General features: G+C 75.5%; 14 protein-coding genes and 1 pseudogene. 11 read left to right on the top strand and 4 right to left on the bottom strand.

Annotation, left to right across the window (positions count from 1 at the left end; translation table 11 throughout):
- Positions 1-472: 472 nt before the first annotated feature.
- On the top strand, positions 473-1,036 hold the full coding sequence (locus OO47_RS31570) for a type 1 glutamine amidotransferase domain-containing protein (protein ID WP_030217338.1): 564 nt from the start codon (positions 473-475) through the stop codon (positions 1,034-1,036).
- Between the two features lie 1,022 nt (positions 1,037-2,058).
- Here OO47_RS31570 and OO47_RS33735 read toward each other — a convergent pair.
- Positions 2,059-2,838: a nucleotidyltransferase family protein gene (locus OO47_RS33735; RefSeq protein WP_051716177.1), complete on the bottom strand. Its 780-nt coding sequence runs from the start codon at positions 2,836-2,838 to the stop codon at positions 2,059-2,061.
- 205 nt (positions 2,839-3,043) lie between these two features.
- Here OO47_RS33735 and OO47_RS31555 point away from each other — a divergent pair, with 205 nt between their 5' ends.
- The 4 genes from OO47_RS31555 (at position 3,044) to OO47_RS31540 (ending at position 5,439) form a co-directional block, all read left to right on the top strand.
- Positions 3,044-3,226 carry a hypothetical protein gene (locus tag OO47_RS31555; RefSeq protein WP_030217345.1) on the top strand — a complete coding sequence of 61 codons (183 nt, stop codon included), beginning with the start codon at positions 3,044-3,046 and terminating at the stop codon, positions 3,224-3,226.
- Between the two features lie 118 nt (positions 3,227-3,344).
- The gene (locus OO47_RS31550; RefSeq protein WP_030217348.1) at positions 3,345-3,608 is read left to right on the top strand and encodes a DUF6480 family protein; all 264 of its coding nucleotides are present in this window, start codon (positions 3,345-3,347) and stop codon (positions 3,606-3,608) included.
- Between the two features lie 102 nt (positions 3,609-3,710).
- Positions 3,711-4,241: a DUF5709 domain-containing protein gene (locus OO47_RS31545; protein ID WP_051716178.1), complete on the top strand. Its 531-nt coding sequence runs from the start codon at positions 3,711-3,713 to the stop codon at positions 4,239-4,241.
- A 49-nt stretch (positions 4,242-4,290) separates the two neighbouring features.
- Entirely contained in the window at positions 4,291-5,439 is a 1,149-nt protein-coding gene (locus tag OO47_RS31540) for a baeRF2 domain-containing protein (protein WP_030217353.1), read from the top strand.
- Between the two features lie 134 nt (positions 5,440-5,573).
- On the opposite strand, the gene OO47_RS31535 is transcribed toward OO47_RS31540, so the two are convergent.
- Entirely contained in the window at positions 5,574-6,383 is an 810-nt protein-coding gene (locus OO47_RS31535; RefSeq protein WP_051736424.1) for an SDR family oxidoreductase, read from the bottom strand.
- A gap of 242 nt (positions 6,384-6,625) precedes the next feature.
- On the opposite strand from OO47_RS31535, the gene OO47_RS31530 reads away from it, so the two are divergent.
- Positions 6,626-6,826: a hypothetical protein gene (locus OO47_RS31530; protein WP_030217356.1), complete on the top strand. Its 201-nt coding sequence runs from the start codon at positions 6,626-6,628 to the stop codon at positions 6,824-6,826.
- A gap of 369 nt (positions 6,827-7,195) precedes the next feature.
- Here the strand turns inward: OO47_RS31530 and OO47_RS31525 are convergent, their stop codons facing one another.
- Together OO47_RS31525 and OO47_RS31520 are read right to left on the bottom strand one after the other, a co-directional pair.
- Positions 7,196-7,888 carry a DUF6766 family protein gene (locus tag OO47_RS31525; protein ID WP_030217358.1) on the bottom strand — a complete coding sequence of 231 codons (693 nt, stop codon included), beginning with the start codon at positions 7,886-7,888 and terminating at the stop codon, positions 7,196-7,198.
- A gap of 82 nt (positions 7,889-7,970) precedes the next feature.
- Complete coding sequence (locus OO47_RS31520; protein WP_234323362.1) at positions 7,971-8,375, bottom strand: hypothetical protein; 405 nt, start codon at positions 8,373-8,375, stop codon at positions 7,971-7,973.
- Positions 8,376-8,796: 421 nt separating this feature from the next.
- Between OO47_RS31520 and OO47_RS31515 the strand changes: the two genes are divergently transcribed.
- The 5 genes and pseudogenes from OO47_RS31515 to OO47_RS31495 form a co-directional block, all read left to right on the top strand.
- Positions 8,797-9,654, top strand: a complete 858-nt coding sequence (locus tag OO47_RS31515) for a DUF4132 domain-containing protein (RefSeq protein WP_030217363.1) — start codon at positions 8,797-8,799, stop codon at positions 9,652-9,654.
- A gap of 26 nt (positions 9,655-9,680) precedes the next feature.
- Entirely contained in the window at positions 9,681-14,600 is a 4,920-nt protein-coding gene (locus tag OO47_RS31510; protein ID WP_030217366.1) for a hypothetical protein, read from the top strand.
- A gap of 352 nt (positions 14,601-14,952) precedes the next feature.
- Positions 14,953-16,107 (top strand): ATP-binding protein, encoded by a 1,155-nt coding sequence (locus OO47_RS31505; RefSeq protein ID WP_030217369.1) that lies wholly within the window; start codon positions 14,953-14,955, stop codon positions 16,105-16,107.
- On the top strand, positions 16,104-19,841 hold the full coding sequence (locus OO47_RS31500; RefSeq protein WP_051716180.1) for a vWA domain-containing protein: 3,738 nt from the start codon (positions 16,104-16,106) through the stop codon (positions 19,839-19,841). The genes OO47_RS31505 and OO47_RS31500 overlap by 4 nt, the downstream gene beginning before the upstream one ends.
- Positions 19,838-20,314: pseudogene (locus OO47_RS31495) on the top strand (SWIM zinc finger family protein); the annotation flags it as partial. The gene OO47_RS31500 and the pseudogene OO47_RS31495, both read left to right, overlap by 4 nt.

Here is a 20,314-nt window from a genome sequence, read left to right as displayed (position 1 = left end):
AGGGGTTGGGCGTCGTCGGTGGAGACGGTGGTGGGGCGGGTGAGCTCGGGCAGTCCGTCCAGAGCGGCCCGGCGCATCGAAGCCCCCGGATTCCCGACGACCTCCGGATCAGGAGCCGGGTCGACGGCTCGGGTGCGGATGGAACGGTTTCCGACGGTGGACATGAGGCTCCTTCGACGGGGCGATGGGCCTGCGCCGCTGCCGTGCAAAGGCGGCGGAGGGGGTCCGTCTGGCGAGCTTCCTCTAAAGAGGATGCCCGTTTCGAGTGGTTTGACACGATTGTCGGGGTAGTAGCGCACGATGGTGCGCATTGCCGCCTGCCGCCTGCCGCCTGCCGCCCGCCGCCCGATACCCGGCGCCGAGAGGCCGAGGGGTGCCGGACCGCCTTATTCGCGTTTTCTGTGAGGTTTGAGGCTTACGGGTGAGGGTGAGGCGCAGGGACGAGGGGGGCCGACCAGAGAGGAAACGCACAGTGTCGCTCGACGGAAAGAACGTTCTCGTCCTCACGACGAACTACGGCACGGAGCAGGACGAACTGGAGAAGCCGGTGGCCGCCCTCCGCGAGGCGGGAGCCCGCGTCACGGTCGCCGCACAGAAGGACGAGGGCGTCCAGACCCTCGTCTCGGACAAGGACCCGGGCTCCGTGGTCCAGCCGGACACGACGCTCGCCGAGGCCTCCGCGGACGGATTCGACGCCGTGATCGTCCCGGGCGGCACCGTGAACGCCGACCAGCTCCGCACGGACGACGACGCCCGCCGCCTCGTCTCCGCCTTCGCCGGGGCGGGCAGGCCGGTGGCCGCCATCTGCCACGGGCCGTGGCTCCTCGTGGACAGCGAGCTGACCAAGGGCCGCCGGCTGACCTCGTACCCCTCGCTCCGCCCCGACCTGGAGAACGCGGGGGCCACCTGGGTGGACGAGGAAGTCGTCGTCGACACCTCCGGAGGTCATCCTCTAATCACCTCCCGCAACCCGGGCGACCTCGACGCCTTCTCGGCGGCGATCGTCCGCAGCCTGGGCGGCGAGGCGGCGGCTTAGATCCTGCCCGCCCGGCGGTGGACCTGGTGGACTGGTAGCCGGTTCCCGCCGATCGGTGCGCCCCGAAAATACGAAAGAGCAAGCAGGCGGCAGAACTTCCCATCCAGTCATGCCGGCCACGGGAACACCGGCGCCGTACGGAAGCGGGGCGCGAGCGGCGGCGCACCGAGGTCACGCCCGGACGACCGCGGCGCGCTCCGCCGCCTCCTACCTGGGCATGCTCCGGTGGGAGGCAGAACTCCTGCCGGAGACCGAAAGGACGCGCGCCCTCGCCGAGCTCGACGCCATCGGCTTGGCCGTGGCGGCCGCTCCCTTCCATCCCCGTTGAGTACGACGCGAACGCCGCGCTCCACGGCGTCCGGCACGCGGACGGCGCCTCGTCGCGGAACTGGTCCCCTGGCCGATCTCGCCCGGCGGACCGCCTCCTCGAAGGAGACGTCCGCCTCGCCCTCGGCCACGCCTTGCGCCACCTGGGCCGCACGACCGAAGCCGCCACCGCCTACCGCGACGCCGTCACCCTCCTCGACGGAGACGGAGACGGAGACGAAGATGGGGACGGCAACGGGAACGGGCAGGAGCGTGCATTCGATGCTGCGAAACGCGAGCTGAACCGGTCGGACCAGTGGGGCCGGTTGGGCCGGTTAGACCGGCTCACGGCAGACCCGACGCGATGACCGCGAGCCCGCGCCGCGTACCGGCGCGGTGCCCCGGGGGAGAAGACGGAACGAGCGCCCGCCGGAAAAGGGGGAGGTCGTGACCGACGCGGAGCCCCTCGCACACAGACCGGTGCGAGGGGCTCCGCCATGCCCGGGCTGAGGACGTCTGCTCCTCGATGCCGTGCGCCAGGAGACGCTGCCGCGTACGCCGTCGCCGAACATGCCACGGACCTGCTGTCCTGCCGTAGTCCGACCGGTACGACAGCCGCGCCGACACCGTCCATGGCCGCCGGACAGGGTTGGTCGGGCCCTTGCGGGGCGGCCCGGCAGATGAGACCTGCGCGGCGCCTCCGCCGGTGCGGCGGTCTACCCGTGGTCGGCTCCACCCGGGCCGGAGGGGCCGGAAGGGCCGGCGGGGCCGTGGGCCGGCAGGACGTGGAGCAGTTCCAGCAGGTAGAGGAAGGCGACGGCCATGGGGGCGTCCTTCGTCTCCTGGCGGACGCGCGCCCAGTCGACCCGCTCGCGCAGACCCCGTGCCACCGGCAGCAGGGTGCCGAAGTCGCAGTGGTGCTCCGAGAACGCCAGCAGCCGGGAGACCAGGAGGTCGGTCGGCGCGATCACCGGCATGTGGACCGAGTCCACCGGGAGCGTCTGGGCCCGGTCCAGGAGCTCGGTCGTGACCGGCTGCCCCGCCAGGGAGAAGATCAGATCGATCTCCTCACCGCCGGAACGCGCCTTGACCAGCCAGTCCTCGGGCGGTTCGACGATCCGGATGCCGTTCTCCCGCAGCGCCTCCGTGACGGCCTCGGCGTCCTCCCGTCGTACGGCGAAGTCCGTGTCGTGCTGGAGCCGCACCGGAATGCCGTGCGCGTAGGCGGCGACACCGCCGACCAGGGCGAACGGACACCCCAGGGCCTTCAGCACCGCCCCGACCTGCTTCGTCGTCTCCAGGATCGCCTGGGTGTGGTCGGGGGGCAGCGCCGTCGCGTCGCCCTCGTGGGCTCCCCGCGCCGTGGGGGCCTCCCGCGGCGCCTTCCGGGGCTCGGGAGATCCGGCACCCGCGAGCACATGGTCGTGAGCGGCGGACGCGGGGTACGCCTCTCCGTTCGCCGACCGGCGCGCGGCCGGGTCTTCCGTGAGGTTCATCGCCTGCTCCTGTCCTTGCCACTGGTCGCGACGGCCCCTCCCTGAGGGGTGGAACCGCGTCTACCCAGAGTGGGCCCGGTCATACGCCCGCCCGTGATCGGTCGCGACCGTAAGGAATCGGCCGGCCGGGCACTGTCTGCCCGACCCCGTACCGGGTAGTCGCCGGGACGAGAGCACGACCAGAACGACCGCGAGGAGGCCCGCAGTGCGGACCGAGGGACAGCAGACGAGAAGCGAGCGGCGCCGACTCACGGACGAGGAGTTCCACGCCCTGATGCGGGAGGCGTCCGCCGAGGCACGACGCCTGTCGCTCGGCGAACCACCCGGGGCGGAGCCCGACTTCGCCCTGCGTACCCAGCACGCCGAGTTCGGAGCCGCCGCCCATTGACCGGCGGGCCGGCACGTGGCCGCCGCGCGGTCGGCCCGCCGCACGCCGGATAGGGCGGACACGGGCGGGTAGTCGCGTACCGGCCGTGCGACATCCGGATTCCGGAGGGAGATAAGCCATGACCGGACCGAGCAACCCCGACCCGGAGCCCCGGGACACACCCGGCACCGGAGGGAGCACCGACACGCCCCGCCCCGGCGCCGGAGGCGGGATCGCGCCCGGGGAGACGCCACCGGCGGAGTCCGGTACGGGGACCGGGACCGGGCCCTACCGGCCGCTCCGGCGCGGATGGGCCACCGGCCCGCTCCTCGCCCTGTGGATCATCGTCATCGTGTTCGCGCTGTTCTTCCTCGTGTACGCGATCATCCTGGCCACCGACTGAGGCTCCGGCCACCGGCAGAGCCGGACCCCGTCGGCCCCGCCCCCGTCCCGCCCCTCTTTTCCCGACCCCTTTTTCCGATCCCCGCCCCGAAAGGAAACCGTCATGGACCGCAACGAGCCCGACACGGACGAGGCCCGCGGCGACGACGTCTACCAGCCCACCCACTCCGACGTGGACAACCGCCCCACCGACGCGCTCGACCCGGACAACGCGATCGTGACGGATCCCCTGGAGGACATGGCCAGCCCCGGCTACTCGCCCCCCGAGCGGCCGCGAGGAGTGACCCGGCACGGCACCACCCAGCGCGAGCAGCGCGAGGGCGAGTCGCTGGACGACCGGCTCGCCCAGGAGATCCCCGACGAGCAGCCGCCGGAGGGCGACAGCATCGGCGACCTGCCGGGCGGCGCGGGCGAACCCGTCGACGAGCAGGCCGGCACCACGCGGGCGGGCCGCCTGGCCCCGGTCGACACCCCCAGGGAGACGGGCAACCGCACGGTCGCCCGGGACGTCGGCCCGGACGACTGGGCCGCGCCTGCCGAGGAGGCCGCGATGCACGTGGACACCGGGGCGGACGCCACGGTGGACGAATCCGGACCGTCCGGATGGCGCGAGGAGCCCGGTGCGGAGCGCTGACCGCCTCCGACACCCGCACGTTGCACGTTCCGACCCCAGTGGGGACACCATGAACCTCGACTTCCTCAAACCGCTCCTGGACCGCCCCGGTCCCTGGGCCTCCGTCTACGTCGAGACCGACAGGGCCACGGAGGACGCGGCGCAGATCCAGCGGCTGCGCAACCGCGCCGCGGCCGCACAGCTCGTCGACGAGGGCGCCGACCCGGCCACGATCCGCGCGGTCGCCGAACGGCTCGGCGCCGAACCCGTCTCCGGCCCGCCGCCCGGACGCGCCCTCTTCGCGACGGCGGGCGAGGTCGTCCTCGACGTCCCCCTCACGGCGGCCCCGCCGTCCGCCGGGGCCACGTGGACGAACCTCCCGCACATCGCGCCCCTGGTGCTCCTGCGGAGCGACGAACCCGCCTGCCAGGTGGCCCTCATCGACCGGGAGGGAGCCGACCTCGAACTGCGGGACTCCCGCGGCACGCGGAACCTGGGCGAGGCCCACGGGAAGCAGTGGCAGGGCCGCGGACACCGTTCCATCCCCCAGGACCGGTACGAATGGCACTACAGCAACAAGGTGGAGGACGCCTGGGAGGAGACGGCCGACATCATCGCCGGCGAACTCGCCCGGCGCTGTCCGCAGGACGGCGGCACCCTCCTGGTCCTGGCCGGGGACGCGCGCGAGCGCAAGGCCGTACGGGAACGGCTGCCGCAGCGGCTCCGGAGCGTCGCCGTCGAGGTGGACCACGGCAGCCGCGCGCCCGGCGCCTCCACCGAGCTCCTGGACCGGCAGATCGAGGAGGCCCGCTCCCGCTACGCCCAGGAGCGGGTACGGAGCGCCCTCGACGACTTCCGCCGGGCGCGCGGGCGCCCCGGCGAGCACCGCGAGACGACCGTCGACACCGGCCGCGGCCCGGCCGCCGAAGGGATTCCGGCCGTGGCGGCGGCCGCCCGGGAGCACCAGGTCGCCGCCCTCCTGCTCGGCCGGGACGCCCCCGACGCGAGCCGTCCCGTGTGGGTCGGCCCCGGCCCCGACGAGATCGCCGCGGGCCGTGCCGAGGCCAGGGGCTGGGGGATCGGCCGACCGGAGGAGGCGCGCGCCGACGACGCGCTGCTGCGCGCCTGCGTCGCCGCGGGCTCCGAGGTCCTCGTGGTCCCGGAGGAGATGGCGGGACCCGCGGGCGGCCTCGGCGCCGTCCTGCGCTGGAGCGACTGACCGGCCCCGCGGCTGCCCCCGCCGACCCGAAACCGTCCTGTGCCCCGCCGACCCGAGGCGGGGCACAGGACGGTCCTCGTCGCACGGGCCTCTCCAGCCGCGGTACGGCACCCGGACGGGCGAGGGAGGGCCCCTCAGGGCCGGCGCCAGTCGTCGGACGTCAGATGCGAACCCGCCATCGGGCCCATGCGGAGCATCCCGCCGTCCACCGCCCAGGACGCCCCGGTCACGTACGACGCGTCGGGGCCCGCCAGGAAGGCGACGACGGCGGCGACCTCCCGGGCGTCCCCCGGGCGCCCCAGGGGGACACCCGGCCGGGACGCGGACCGGACGTCCTCGTCCTCCTGGCCGGTCATCGGAGTGGCGATCTCGCCCGGCGCGACGGAATTCACGGTGATGCCGTACTCGCCCAGCTCCAGGGCCATGACCTGGGTGAGCAGCCCGAGACCGCCCTTCGCGGCGCAGTACGGCCCCGCGCCCACCCGGGGCTGGTGCTCGTGCACCGAGGTGATCTGCACGATGCGGCCCCCGCGCCCCCGGTCGATCATCCGGCGGGCGGCGCGCTGGGCGCACAGGAACGGCCCCGTCAGGTCGACGTCGAGCACCTCCCTGACCTTCTCCAGGCTCAGATCGAGGAAGGACTCCGCCGTACCCGTACCGGCGTTGTTGACCAGGACGTCGACCCCGCCGAGCTCCTCCGCGAGCCGGTCGACCACGTCGGCGGCCTCCGGCAGCTCCGTCAGGTCCAGGCGGGCGACGGCCGCCCGTCGCCCGTGGGCGCGGACCTCCTCCGCCGTGGCCTCGGCGCCCGCCTCGTCGGTGTGCCAGGTGACGCCCACGTCGAGACCCGCCTCCGCGAGCCGTACCGCCACGGCGCGCCCGATCCCGGAATCCGAACCGGTGACGATCGCCGTGCGCGGGTCGAAGCCCTGGATGTCGGCCATGGCTCCGCCTCCTTCCGTACTTCTTTCTCCTGCTTCCGGTGTGCCGCGCGCACCCGGTGCGCACTTCCCGTGCGCCCCACGCGTGGTGCCTCCGCCGCTACCCCCGTCACGGTCGGCCATGCTCCGCCACCGCCGCTCGCCGGACGGGTGCGGGGCATGGCATCCGCAGGATCGGGGAGACGCGCGGGGAGAAGGACACCGGCACCGGCAGGGCGCCGGCCCATCCGATGTGAGGAGACGCCATGAGCGGTCCGCAGAGCCGTGAACAGCGAAGGAGCGGGAAGGGCGCGGCCACCCCGCAGGACCTCGCCGAACTCAAGGCCCGCCAGGCCCACCGGTCCGACGAGAGGGGCCGGGGCGCGGCACACGGTACGGACAAGGGGGACAAGGGCGGCGGCGAGGGCGGCGGAACCCCTCCCGACCAGCGTTCCGACGGGTCCTGAACCAGGCGGAGCGACCACGCCGCCGGCCGTGGAACGAAGGACCACGCGCCCCGGCACCCACCGGCACCCCGGCGGTTCGGACCGCCGGGGTGCCGGGACGAGTGGAACCCGCCCGACCGGGCAGGGGCCGGGTGCCGCTGTCCGGGCCCTTCCCCTCCTGCCCGGGCAGCGGTCGGCACCGTCCCGGAGATTCCCGGACAGTGGTCGACCTCTCCGGCGCTTCCCGGCAGTGGTCGGCCTACTGGGCGCTTTCCCGGCAGTGGTCGGCCTACTGGGCGCTTTCCCGGCAGTGGTCGGCCCACCGGGCGCTTTCCCCGCAGCGGTCGGCCCGCCGGCCGTTTCCCGGGCGCCCCGCCGCCGGGACGCCCCTCACCCCTCCACGCCCGTGGCGCCGTGCGTGGCGCCGACGGGCTTCGACTCCGGTGAGCCGCGCTGGCGCAGGTACACGGAGAGGATCGCCATCGCGGCCACGGCCAGCAGCTCCGACTGCCAGTTCTGCAGGGAACGGTTCCAGAAGTCGGAGGAGGCCAGGTAGGAACGCCACGGGACCGGGGCCTGGAGCTGGCGCAACCGCAGCTCGTTGTAGGCGGCGACGCCCGAGACCGACTGCGCCAGCCAGGACAGCAGGAAGAAGACGGCCATGGCGAGCCCGAGCGACCGGGAGTAGAGGGCCTGCCGCCAGTCCCCGGTGCCCGCCCACCGGGGCGAGTCCGCCCGCGCGTGGTCGCCCATGCGCTGGTCGCGTTCGCTCTCCGTGCCCGCCCTGTCCAGGGGCTTGGACTCGGGCGAACCGCGCTGGAGCAGGTAGACCGTGCCGAAGATGTACAGGAAGAACTGGAGGAACTCCGACTGCCAGTTCTCGGTGACGTCGACGGCGAAGTCCGAGGACATCAGGTAGTCGCCGAAACCGATCTGCTGCAACCCCTCGACGGCCAGCTGCTCGTTGAACTCCGCGCGCCCGGCGACGGCCTGCGCGCCGAGGACCACCAGGAAGGCGACCCCGAAGCAGAGGGTGAGGCTGTTCGACCGCCAGAAGCCCCCGCGGTCCCGGCCGACCGTCATCGCTGCATCATCCCGATCACGGTGAAGTACCCGAGGCCTCCCACGACGATCAGCACGCACAAGGCGAACATCGCCCGCACGGTCACGCCCCCTTCAGCACGCAGCGGTACGGCTCGTCGCCGCCCTCCGGCACGCATCCGGCGGCGGTCACCCGCCACCCGTCGTCGAACTGCGACAGGAACAGCGTCTCGCCGTCCAGCCGGAGCAGCGCCTGCCGACCGTGGACGTCCACGCGCGCCGCGCCGCCGCCCCGCGGCAGGTCCTGCGAGGGCAACGCCCGCGCGCACGGCTGCTTCCCGTCCTCCTCCAGCTGTTCGCGGCTCTCCGGCGCGAGCAGTTCGCACGCCGCGCCGTAGGCGCCGGCGGCGAGGGCGTCCTCGAAGGCGCGGCCCGCCCGGACCGCCCCGTCCTGGCGCGCCTGCGGCGCACCGCACGCGCACAGCACCGCCACAGCCGCCGAAGCTCCGACGAGCGCGGGGATCCTCACCCGGTTCCTCCGTCCGATCCGCACGGCCACGGCGCCAGATCTTGTACGCCGCCCCACAGCTACGCCCTTCCCGGCCGCGACGGCAAGGACGGCGAGGCCGAACGCTCCCGGACCTCACCTGTTCGGATGTGCCCCCGATTCGCCGGAAGAAGCCCCCGCGGCGAGACGCCTGTGGTGCGAGGGTGCTGCGCCACGGCGAGAAACCTGCGGCGCCTTCGTACGCCGAGGAGCCCGTGACACGCGGACCGTGCGACGGCCGACCGCTCCGGGACCGCCTGTCCGGGCCCCGAACACGCGTTGTCAGTGGCGCTGGTTAGTCTCCCCTTCATCGTGCGGTTCAGGGGATTTCGACCCCTCGGTTCGAGCTGCGCGATTTCTGACGGACACGATTTCTGACGGACAGGCGGAGGGGGCACGGCCGATGGCGTGGCTGACGGCGGACGAGGGGTACGAGATCACCCTCGATGAGGGGCGCGTGGTCGCGCGGCGCGCCGGAGGAAGGCAGTTGAAGACGCTGCCGAAGGCACTGCGGGACCACCCCGAGGTGGACCGGCTCCGGCGGCTCGCCGAATGGCTGGACCGGCACGTGGCCGCGTGCGTGGCCCAGGTCGACACCTGGATGGTGTCCTCGCTCCCCGTGCCCACCGGCCTCGTCGCCCGCGTGTGGCCGGACGAGGCCTGGCGGTCCGCCCTCCGCGACATGGCCGTGGTGGGCGACGACCCGGACGAGGTCGGTTTCCTGCGGGACGTCACCGCCGACGGCGAGCTGAAGGTGGTCGACCTCGACGGCGAGACCGTACGGCTCTCCCCGCGCACCGTCACCCTCCCGCACCCCGTGCTCCTCCCCGACCTGGACGACGTGCGGGACTTCGCGGCCGAACTCGGCATCACCCAGCGGGTGGAGCAGATCCACCGGGCCACCTGGACCAGGCCGGCCGCCGCCCACCCGGAGACCGCCACGGAGGTACGGGACTACGCGGGCGGAAAGTTCGCCTCCCGCTTCGGCCTCGCCGCCCGCGCGACCTCGCTCGGCTACCGCGTCTCCGGCGGATACGCCACCTGCAGGGTCCGCGACGGCGGCCGTGCCACGGAGGCGTCCGTCTGGATCGGCGAACCGTACTGGGACGGGGAGTCGGAGACCGGCGGGCTCGGCTGGCACGACGACGAGGGCCGCTCCGTGCGGCTGAACGAGGTCGGACCGGTGGCCTGGTCCGAGGGAATGCGCATGGCCGCCGCGCTCTACGCCGGCCGCACGATCGAAGAGGGTGGGGACGCGTGACCGGCACGACCGCTTCCGACAGGACCATGGACACCGCTCCCGGCGGGGCCCGCGACCACGCGGAGCTGCTCGCGGCCGGGGCCGTGCTCCCGGCCGGCACCGAGGGAGCGGGGGCCTCGGCGGTCGAACTGACCGCCCGGACCTACCGCCACCCCGTTTTCGACGAGGACCGGGTCGTCGTCCGCCTCGCCGCGGCCGAACTCGGCCCCGCCGAGGACCTCGCCGCCGGCTTCCTCGGCCTCGAACCCCACGGGGAACCGGCCGTCGTCGGCCTCGGCCGCCGCCAGGAGCTGGGCTTCCCCGAATGGGTCCTGGTCCACCACCCCGAGGACGGCCACCACGCCCTCGCGGTCGTACCGGAGCTCGACCGCCTCGCCCGGCAGGCCAGGACCAAGCCCAAGGCCGCCCTGGACGCCTGCCTCGAACTCGCCGAGCGGCTCGCCTCCTCGGTCCCGCACTTCCTGCCCGTCTTCTACGAGCAGGCCGCCCGGATCTTCCTCGGCGTCGAGAACACCACGTACGCGGGACAGCTCTTCGCCCGCGCCCGCACCAGCGAGGCCCAGCACGGCCTGGCCGTCGACGAGGACCGGCTCGACGCCGTCTTCCTCGAATTCGCCCTGGTCGGCGCGCTGCCGGTGAAGGTCCTCACCGGATACGGCAAGCAACTCGCCGCCCGGCTCGCGCCCGCCGAGGCGTACGAGCGCTTCCGGCGCCTGTGCGTGCGCCGGACCGCCGGCGGCCTCGCCCCCTCCGCCCAGGCCACCACGGAACTGCGCCGCCTGGCCCGCGCCGCAGGCCTGTCCGCCCCCGAGGCGGAGCAGGACCACCTCGCCGAACTCCTCCCGCTGCCCGCCACCCTGCGGGCCGCCGACGGCTGGTGGAAGACGCACCGGGCCGCCCTCGTCGCCCTGGCCCGCCGCGTCCCTGCCGTACGGGGCACGCTCCTGGAACTGATGCCGCCCTCCGACGACGCCGGGTTCGCCGACCTGTGGCTGGGGATCCTCACGGAGTCCGGAGCGGACGCCGGACTGACCGGCACGGACGTCCCGCCGGAGGAGCGCTGCGCCGACGGCGCGGCCGGCTGGCTGGAGCGCTTCCACACCGCCCGGCACCGGGGCTGGGGCGGCCGCCCCACCCCGCCGGCCCTCCTCGACCTGGTGGAGCGGGCCGCCGGACGGCTGCGCGCCGACCTCGCGACCCGCCCCGACGGCCAGGGCGTCCTGCGGATCGGCGTCGAGGACCTGGACCTGCTCGACCTGCTGCTCGCGCTGGACGTCCCGGTCGCCGACCCGGCCGTGGACGGCCCCAGGACGAACGCCGCCTCCCTCAACCTGTCGGACTGGGCGCGCGGCGAGAACCCCCGCGACCTGGCCGCGATCGCCGCCGACCCCCGTTTCCGCCCCGCCTTCCGGCGCGCCGCGAACTCCTACCACGACGCCTCCTCCGGAGCGGACGTGATGCGCCGGCTCGCCGCCTCGGCCGGTGGCCGCCCGATGCTCGCCGAGTGGATGCGCGACGTCGCACGCGACTCGGTCGCGGCCGGACTGCCCGGGGTGCCCAAAGCGATCGCCCGCCTGTCGTGGCTGCCCGCCGAAGCCCTCGCGCTCGCACCGGAGGAGGTCGCGGCCGCCGCCGGCGCCGACCTCGGAGAGACCCTGGCGCGCACCCTGCGCGGCGGCCTGTGGGAGGAGTTCCACTGGCCGGCGTGGGAGGAGGCCGTCGCGGACCTGGCCCCCGGGCGCGACAAGCTCGACGGCCTCTCCGTCTTCGAGGCCTGGCCGTACCTGATCGTCGCCAACTCCACCCGGGTGCGCGTCATCGACGCCGACTCCACCGTCCTCACCCACGACCTGCGCGGGCCCACCGGCCGGTCCTCCCACCGGTGCGGCTTCCACTACGTCGACGGCGCCCTCCTCGTGTTCTGGACCGGCTACGGCAGCAGCCCGGCCGAGGGCTACTGGCACACCGCGCCCGACCGCGTGTTCACCCTGGACGGCGACATCAGCTACTGGTCCCTCCGCTCCGACCAGCCCAGCCTGCCGCTGCCCGGCGGCGGCCGCACCACCGGCGCCGGGGTCCTGCACGCCGGCGACACGAAGCTGCCCCGGGAACGGGAGGTGATCTCCGACGGCATCTCGTACTGGGCGTGGGAGCGCGCCGAGCGGTACGAGAACGACGAGCGGCACGACGACAGCGGCTGGGTCGAGTACGACCCCGCGGAGAACGCCCGGGGCCGGCGCTCCCTGCCCGGCTTCCTCGCCGACGCGACCCGCTCCCACGCCCCCGGTGCCCGACTGGCCGCCCGCTCCTCGTGGCTGCGCCCCGCCCCCGCGGTGGAGGGCTCGGCCCTGGGCACCCCCGCCGACGGCCTGCTCGGCTGGCGGATCGTGCGGATCCCCGGCGACGGCTGGTGCGCCGGCGACACCGCAGGCCGGAGCGTCTCCCTGCCCGAGGGCTCCGACATGCCCGTCGCCGCCCTGACATTCCCCGGCGACGACCGGCCCAGGGCCCTGACCCGCCAGTGGCGGGAACTGCTGCTCACCGACCCGGACGGCGTGATCACGACGACGTCCGACAGCGACCGGAACGACATCTACGGCACCGCCGCCACGCCCCTGCCGCCGCTGTCCCACTTCCACGCGCTGCGCCCGCGCGACCCGCGGGGCTCGGACACGCTGCGCGCCGCCGACGCGGAGACGGCCGGCACGCTCCTGAAGGCGGCCCTCCTCGCCGAGCGGGCCACGGACCTCCCGGACCTCGTGACCGCCGCGCTGCCCGGGATCACCGCGCCCGAGCTGGTCGCGGGCGTCGTGAAGGCGCTGCGCTTCGCCGTGGCGCAGCAGAAGGCCCTGGACTCCGTGGCCGCCCGGCTCGACCCGGCGGCCGAGCCCGCGGAAGCACGCGCCGAAGGCCCCCACGACAGCCTGCTCGCCGAGGCGCTCGACGGACTCACCGGCTCCCGCCACTACAACCGGGGCGCCGCCTCGGACGTGGCCCACCGCCTCCTGGAGGAACTGGCGGCGGCACGGGCCGGCGCCTCCGCCCCGGTCCCCCCGGGGACGCTCCACCACGACCTGCCCTCCCTGCCGTACTCCCCGTTCTCCTTCGTCCCCCTCCTGAACGAACCGGCGGCGATCGCCTACCGGGCCGTCGCGCCCGGCAGCGGTGACGAGCACCGGGCCGCACTGCTCGACGTGCTCGGCCGGGTCGACGCCCTGGGCCTCGCCTCGACGGAGAACTCGACCGACCACTGGCGCCGGGTCGTCCTCCACCTCGCCACCCCCCACCTGCACACTCCCGACGGCCTGGAACGCCCCACCTCCTACGGCACCGTCCTCCCGCTCGGCGGGGGAGCGGCCCTCGGAATCACCGGGAACGACTGGTCCGTCGACGACGGACGGGAGTTCGAGGCGCTCCTCCACGCTCCCGACGGCCGGTTCGGGGCACCCGCCCCGTACACCCTGCGCACCGCGACGCCGATCGGCGACCGCACGCGCGGCGCCGACTGGCTGACCGCCTTCCTGCGAGAGGCGGAGAGCCGGGGGGAGGCCCCCTTCCTCCCGGAGGCGGCCGAGGAGTTCAGCAGGCTCACCGGTGTCCCCGGAGCACTGGCCCGGCTCGTCCTCGCCGGCATGCCGAACGTGGACGACTGGGGGAACAGCTTCCTGCCGACGGAGCTGCGCACGTCCCTCGGCCTGAAGGTGGCCGAGGCGGCCCAGGCACGCGACGAACTGCGCGCGCTCTCCGTCGAGGTGCGGCGGGCCGTGGTGGCGGCGCTCCTGCCCGAGGACCCGGAGCGCCTGTGGACCGAGGGCCCCGACACGGCGTCGGCGGCGGCGGCCTGGAACGCGTACGTGGGACGGCGCACCCGGGTCCCCGACCGGCTGATCGCGGAGGCCACCCGCGGGGTCGTCACCGGCTGGTCCGTCCACCGGGCCCTTCCGGCGCTCCTCGATCCCGCCGCGTCGCCCGAGCTCTCCACCGACGTGGCGTGGCACATCGCGGGGGACCGGCCGGAGCCCGTGACCCCGACCGCCCACCCGTTCACCGAATCGGTGCTGACCGCCTCGATGGGCCTGGCGGCCTGGCTGGCCCACCGGCTCCCCGCGGGCGACCCCGCGCGGGCGGCGCTGCCCAGCGCCCTCACCGCCGTGCGGCAGCGCCTGGCCTCGCCCGAACTCCTCGTCTCCGCCGGGTACTACACCAGCCTCCCGGACTTCCGGAAGGTGGCGGGCACCCCGACCGAGACGGCACCGGACCACGAGCGGTACGGCGCGGTCCTCATGGCCACGCACGACGACCGGCCCCAGCCGGCCCTGCGGACCGCACTGCTCGACTCCACCGGCTCCGACCCGTATCTCGCGGTCCTGCGCGGCGCCGACCAGAGGCCGTTCGGGGTCGAGACGGCCCTGCGACGGGCCCACGACCCGGCGTTCGCCCGGCTCCTCGCCGACCCGGGCGCGCCCGCCGCCGGGGAGAGGGACAAGGACGGCACCTGGTGGCCGCAGGACCCCTCGCGCTCCGTGCCCGACCTGGTCGCGGAGGTCGCCGGTACCCACGGCCTGGGGGCCGACGCGGCGGTGCTGTACCTGATGCTCCTCGCCCTGCCCGACCCCACCGACCGCGACACCGCCCGGTGGACGGGCTGGAAGCCGGCCCGCCTCAAGGCGGCCCGCGCCGAACTGGCCGCCACCGACCTGGTGGTGTCGGCCGTACGGGCCCGGGCGGGACGCTCGCTGTTCCTGCCCGGCGCCTGGTCCGAGCAGAAGGGCCTCGGGCTGCCGGTCGAGCAGTGGAAGCTGCCGATGTACGGGCCGTTCCTGTGCGCCCTGGTGCCGGTCGAACCGGCCGCCGAACTGTTCGCCCGGGCGTGGCGGCGGATCCTCGACGGCGACGTCCCCCGCTTCGAGGAGCTGAAGGTCCGGCGCACCCGGCGCCGCCGCTGACCGACCGGCCGCCGACCGGGCCGGCTGCCGGTCGCCCCGCCGAACGGCCTGGCCGCCGACCGGTCGGCTGCCGACCGGTCGCCCCGCCGAACGACCGGCGGCTGAACGACCGGGAGCCGAACGACCGGCGGCCGAACGACCGGCCGGCGGTCGGCCGTCGCCGCCCGGCCGGTATCGCCGGACCGTCACCGGCCGGTCGGCAGCCCGCCACGGTGCGCCGCACCACCCGCCACGGCGCGGTGCGGCGCACCACCCGCCGCACGTGGCACGCCGCACGCGGCGACGGCGCGGCGCACCCCGTCCCGGGCGTGTCGCGCCGCCCACACCCGTACCCCTTCCGGAGGAACCCCGCATGACCGTCACCGAACAGCCCGCCCCCGCCCGGCAGGTCCGGCCCGCCGAGGAGCGCCACGCCGCCGAACTCGCCTTCCTCGCCGCACAGGACCCCGGCCCCCGCCCGCCCGGCTGGGCCCTGACCCCCCGCGCGGTCGTCATGTTCGTCTGCGGCAGCGACGGTGCGGAACTGGCCCTGCCCAAGCGCCGCGCGGGCCTGCCGGCCAAACTGGAGATCGCCCCGAAGTTCGTCGGCGAACGCGCCCTGGTGGAGCGCTGCGTGGTCACCCTCGCCGGAGAGCGCGGACTGCTCCTCACCGGCGAGCCCGGCACCGCCAAGTCGATGCTGTCGGAACTGCTCGCGGCCGCCGTCTGCGGCACCAGCTCCCTCACCGTGCAGGGCACCGCCGGCACCACCGAGGACGCCTTCCGCTACGGCTGGAACTACGCCCTGCTGCTCGCCCAGGGTCCCACCCCGCAGGCCCTCGTCGACTCCCCGGTGCTCGCCGCCATGCGCACCGGCCGGGTGGTGCGGGTCGAGGAGATCACCCGCTGCCTGCCCGAGGTGCAGGACGCCCTGGTCTCCATCCTGTCCGACCGCAGGATCACCGTCCCCGAACTGACCGCCACCGAGGACGCGGTGGTCACCGCCGCGCCCGGCTTCACCGTCATCGCCACCGCCAACCTGCGCGACCGGGGCGTCTCCGAGATGTCCGCCGCGCTCAAGCGCCGCTTCAACTTCGAGACCGTCGACCCGATCGCCGACGCCGACGCCGAGGCCGTCCTGATCCGCCGCCAGGCCGTCGCGGCGGTCCAGCGCGCGGGCGCTTCCTTCGGCGTGGACGACGCCGTCCTGGACGCCCTCGTCACGGTCTTCCGGGACCTGCGCTCCGGCCGCTCGACCGAGGGCTGGGACGTGGAGCGGCCGGGCACGGTCATGTCCACCGCCGAGGCCGTCCAGGTCGCGGCCTCCCTCGGGGTGGCTGCCGCCTACCTCCCGGGCGGGGACGTCCTCGACCTCCTGCCCGGACACCTCCTCGGGGTCGTCCGCAAGGACGACCCGGCCGACCACGCCCGCCTCCTCGGCTACTGGGACGGCCCGGTCCGCCGCCGGGCCGAGAACGGCTCGGCGATGTGGCGCCGCCTCTGGGACCTGCGCGGGAGCCTGCGGTGACCACCCTCGACCCTCTTGACCCGCCCAACCCGTCCAACCCGCTCGTCTCGCTCGATCCCCGGGCGGCCGTGGACGCGCTGGCCGCGTCCCGCACCCCGTACCTCCTCGGGGTGCGCCACCACAGCCCGGCCCTGGCCGCCGTGGTGCCCGCCCTCCTCGACGAGGCGGGCGCCGAGGTGGTCTGCGTGGAGCTCCCGGCCGACTTCCGGCCCTGGCTGGAGCACCTGGCGGACCCGGAGACCGTCGCCCCCGTCGCCCTGGCCGGGGCGGGCGAGGGCGGACGCCTGTCGTTCTACCCCTTCGCGGACTTCTCCCCGGAGCTCGCGGCGGTGCGGTGGGCCCGCGAGCACGGCGCGGAGGTCGTCTGCTGCGACCTCCCCCTGTCCGACCCCGGCTGGTCCCTGACCGGCCCGGGTGACTTCCCCGGTGTCGAAGCCGTCGACGGTACGGACGAGGGTGCCGGTGCCGGGGGACGGCGGGGACGCGGCTCCTTCGCCGCCGCGCTCGCCACCGCCGGCACCGGCCGGGACGGCGAGGACATGTGGGACCGCGCCGTGGAGGTACTGGCCCCCGGCTGCTCCCCGGAGGCGGTGCGCCGCGCCGCCCTGGGCGTGGGCTGGGCCCTGCGGAACGACGCCGCCGTACCGGCCACCGACCTCGCCCGCGAGGCTCGGATGCGGCGGGTGATCGCCGAGGCCTCGGCCGGAGACCGCCGCGTCGCCGCCGTGATCGGCGCCTTCCACGCCCCCGCGCTGCTCACATCGGGGGAGAGGGAGGGGGCGACCGGTGCGGACCGGACCGATGCGGACGGGCCCGCCCCGGGAGGCATCGGCATCAACACCGGCGTCGTCTCCGGCACGGACGGACCCGGCAAGGCCGACCTCGGCCGCCTCCCGGCACCCTCGGCCTCCAGCGCCGCGGTGACCTCGTTCGTCCCGTACTCCTTCGACCTGCTCGACTCCCGGTCCGGCTACCCCGCCGGGATCCGCGACCCGCTGTGGCAGCAGGCCGTGCTCACCGCCGCCGGGGACCCCGAGCGGATCCGGGAGGCGGCCGCCGCCGCGGTGACCGGCCTGTGCCGGGAGATGCGCCGCGCCGGGCACACCGCCGGCACCGGCGAGGCAGCCGAGACGCTGCGGTTGGCCTGCGACCTGGCCGCGCTGCGCGGACTCCCCGCCCCCGGGCGCGGGGAACTCCTGGAGGCCGTCACCACCGTCCTCGGACAGGGCGAACCCCTCGGCAGGGGGCGCGCCCTGGCCCGCGCCCTGGAGGCCGTGTTCGTCGGTACGGCACGCGGCCGGATCAGCCCGCGTGCGCCCCGCTCCGGCCTGGGCCCCTCGGTCGAGGAGGAGCTCGCCCGGTTGCGACTGCCCCGCCCGGAGGAGCCCGAGCCCCGCGAAGTACGCCTCGACCCGCTCCGTTCCCCGCTCGACGGGCGCCGCGAGGTCCTGCTGCAGCGCCTCCTCGTCATCGGCGCTTCCTACGGCGAACCCCTCGCCGTGGCGGCCACCGGCGACGGCACCGCCCTCGGCACCAAGTGGCGCCTGACCTGGAGCCCGTCCGTGCCCGCCCGGCTCGACCTCGCCGGAGTCCGGGGAGTCACCGCCGCCCAGGCCGCCGCCGGCACCCTGGCCGAGACCGCGCGCCGCGAGGCCGCCGAGGGCGGCCCCACCCCGGCCCAGATCCTGGCCGGACTCACCGCCGCCGCCCGCTGCGACCTGCCCGACCTGGTCGACGCGCGGCTGCGCGAGGCCTCCGCCGTCCTGCCCGACACCGCGGCCCTGCCCGAACTCCTCGAAGCGCTGGACCTCCTGGAGGGCATACGGCGCGGCCACTACCCCGGCACCACCGAGGACGCCCGCGCCACGGCCGGCGCGCTCACCGGTGAACTCCTGGAGGCCGCCGTGCGGTCGCTGCCCGGCCTGGCCGGCAGCGACGCCCCCGCGGACGCCGGCGCCCTCGTGGCGCTCGCGGACCGGTCGGCCGCCCGGCACCTGGGCCTCCGGATGGACGCGGCCCTCGCCGGACTCGCCTCCGAGGGCTCGCCGCTGATCCAGGGCGCCGCCCTGGCCGTACGGGTCCTGCTCGACCTGGACCCGGCCGCGGACCTCGGCGAACGGGTGGCCGGCTGGATCGACGGCGCGACCTCCCCCGCCGCGCGCCGGGCCCTGACGAAGCGCCTCGCGGGACTGCTCACGGCCGCCGGCCCGCTGCTCCAGACGTCCCCGGACGCGCTCACCCCGCTCCTCGACCGGGTCGACGCCCTGCCCGACCAGGACTTCCTCGACCGGCTCCCGGCCCTGCGCGGCGGCTTCGACGCCCTCGCCCCGGCCGCCCGGGACCGGCTCCTGACCACGGTCACCGAGCGGCTCGGCGACCGGCTCGACCTCTCCCTGGACGCCCCGCCCGAGCTGCTCGCCCTGTGGGCGGCGGCCGACGCGGCCGGACTCGCCGCCCTGAAGTCCCTGGCCCTGCCCGACCCGTACACCACCACCGATGCCGACTCCGGCGCCGACTCCGACGTCCACACCGACACCGATACCGACACCTATACCGACAACGACGTCGACACCGACACCGACACACCCGTACCCGGCGGCGCCACCGCCCCGGACCGGCGGCTCGCCCCGGCCGACCGCTGGCGGCTCCTCCTCGGCCGCCACCGGGACCGGCTCTCCGCCGACGCGCGCCGGTACGCCCGCGCCCTGGACGAGCTGTACGGCGGCGGACGCGGAGAGGGGGCCGACGACCTGGACGCGGGGTCGGGCGGCGGCGGACAGGAGGCATCCTTCCCCACCGCACGCGAGTGGTCGCAGGAACTGGAGGCCCTCTTCGGCGCCGACGTGCGCGAAGAGGTCCTGGCCGAGGCCGCCGACGCGGGCCGCACCGACGTGCTCGCCCAGCTCGACCCGGCGGCGGTCCGCCCCTCGGTGGAACTCCTCGGCTCGGTGCTCTCCCTGGTCGGCGGCATGCCCGAGTCCCGACTCGCCCGGCTGCGGCCCCTGGTGAAGCGGCTCGTCGACGAGCTCGCCCGGGAGCTGGCCACCCGCCTGCGCCCGACGCTCTCCGGGCTCGCCACTCCGCGCCCCACCCGCCGGCCCGGCGGCCGCCTCGACCTCGCCCGTACCCTGCGCGCCAACCTCGCCCACACCCGGCGCACGGACGACGGCCGGGTGGTGGTCGTGCCGGAACGGCCGGTCTTCAGCACCCGGGCGAGCAAGGAGTCGGACTGGCGCCTGGTCCTCGTGGTCGACGTCTCCGGCTCGATGGAGGCCTCGGTCATCTGGTCGGCGCTCACCGCCGCCGTGCTCGGCGGCGTACCGACCCTGTCCACGCACTTCCTGGCCTTCTCCACCCAGGTGGTGGACCTGACCGACCGGGTCGACGACCCCCTGTCGCTGCTCCTGGAGGCACGGGTCGGCGGCGGCACGCACATCGCGGCGGGGCTCGCGCACGCCCGCTCCCTGATCACCGTGCCGAGCCGCACCCTCGTCGTCGTGGTCAGCGACTTCGAGGAGGGCGCGCCACTCGCCGGCCTCCTCGGCGAGGTCCGCGCCCTGGCCGCGTCCGGTGCGCACCTCCTCGGCTGCGCGGCGCTCGACGACGCGGGGACGCCCCGCTACTCGGTGCCGGTGGCGCGCCAACTCGTCGCCGCCGGGATGCCGGTGGCCGCCCTCAGCCCGCTCGCCCTCGCCCGCTGGGTGGGCGACCGCCTCCGTGGAGAACCCCGTTGAGCCCCGAACCCCTGCCTCCCGTCGCCCCCGACGTCCTCGCCGATGCCGTGGAGCAGCTCAGCGCACGGCTGCGCAAGAAGCTCGACGCGGCGATCGAGGGCTGCGCCGAGCGGGCCGTCCGGGCCGCCGACGGGTCCCTCGACGTGCGCTTCGGCGAGGACGCCCTGGTCACCCTGCGCCCCGGCCCGTCGGGCGCGGTCACCGAAGCCGGACAGGCCGTCTGCACCTGCCTGCTGGCCCCGCGCTGCCTGCACCGCGCGGCGGCCCTGGGCGCGGCACCGATCGCGGACCCGGAGGCGGAAGCAGGCGCAGAAGGAGAAGCGGAGACGGAAACGGGAGCGGACGCGGACCCCGCGCCGGGACCCCCGGAACCGACCGCGGACCGCCCCGCTCCACCCCGAACCGACTCCGCCACCCCCACCGCCACCCCTGCCGTCCCCGCCCCCGCTCCCGCCCCCGGACAACCCTCCGGG

Source organism: Streptomyces bikiniensis (genome assembly GCF_000716625.1).
In the GTDB taxonomy this organism is placed as follows: domain Bacteria; phylum Actinomycetota; class Actinomycetes; order Streptomycetales; family Streptomycetaceae; genus Streptomyces; species Streptomyces bikiniensis.
This window is presented reverse-complemented; position numbering and strand designations above follow the sequence as displayed.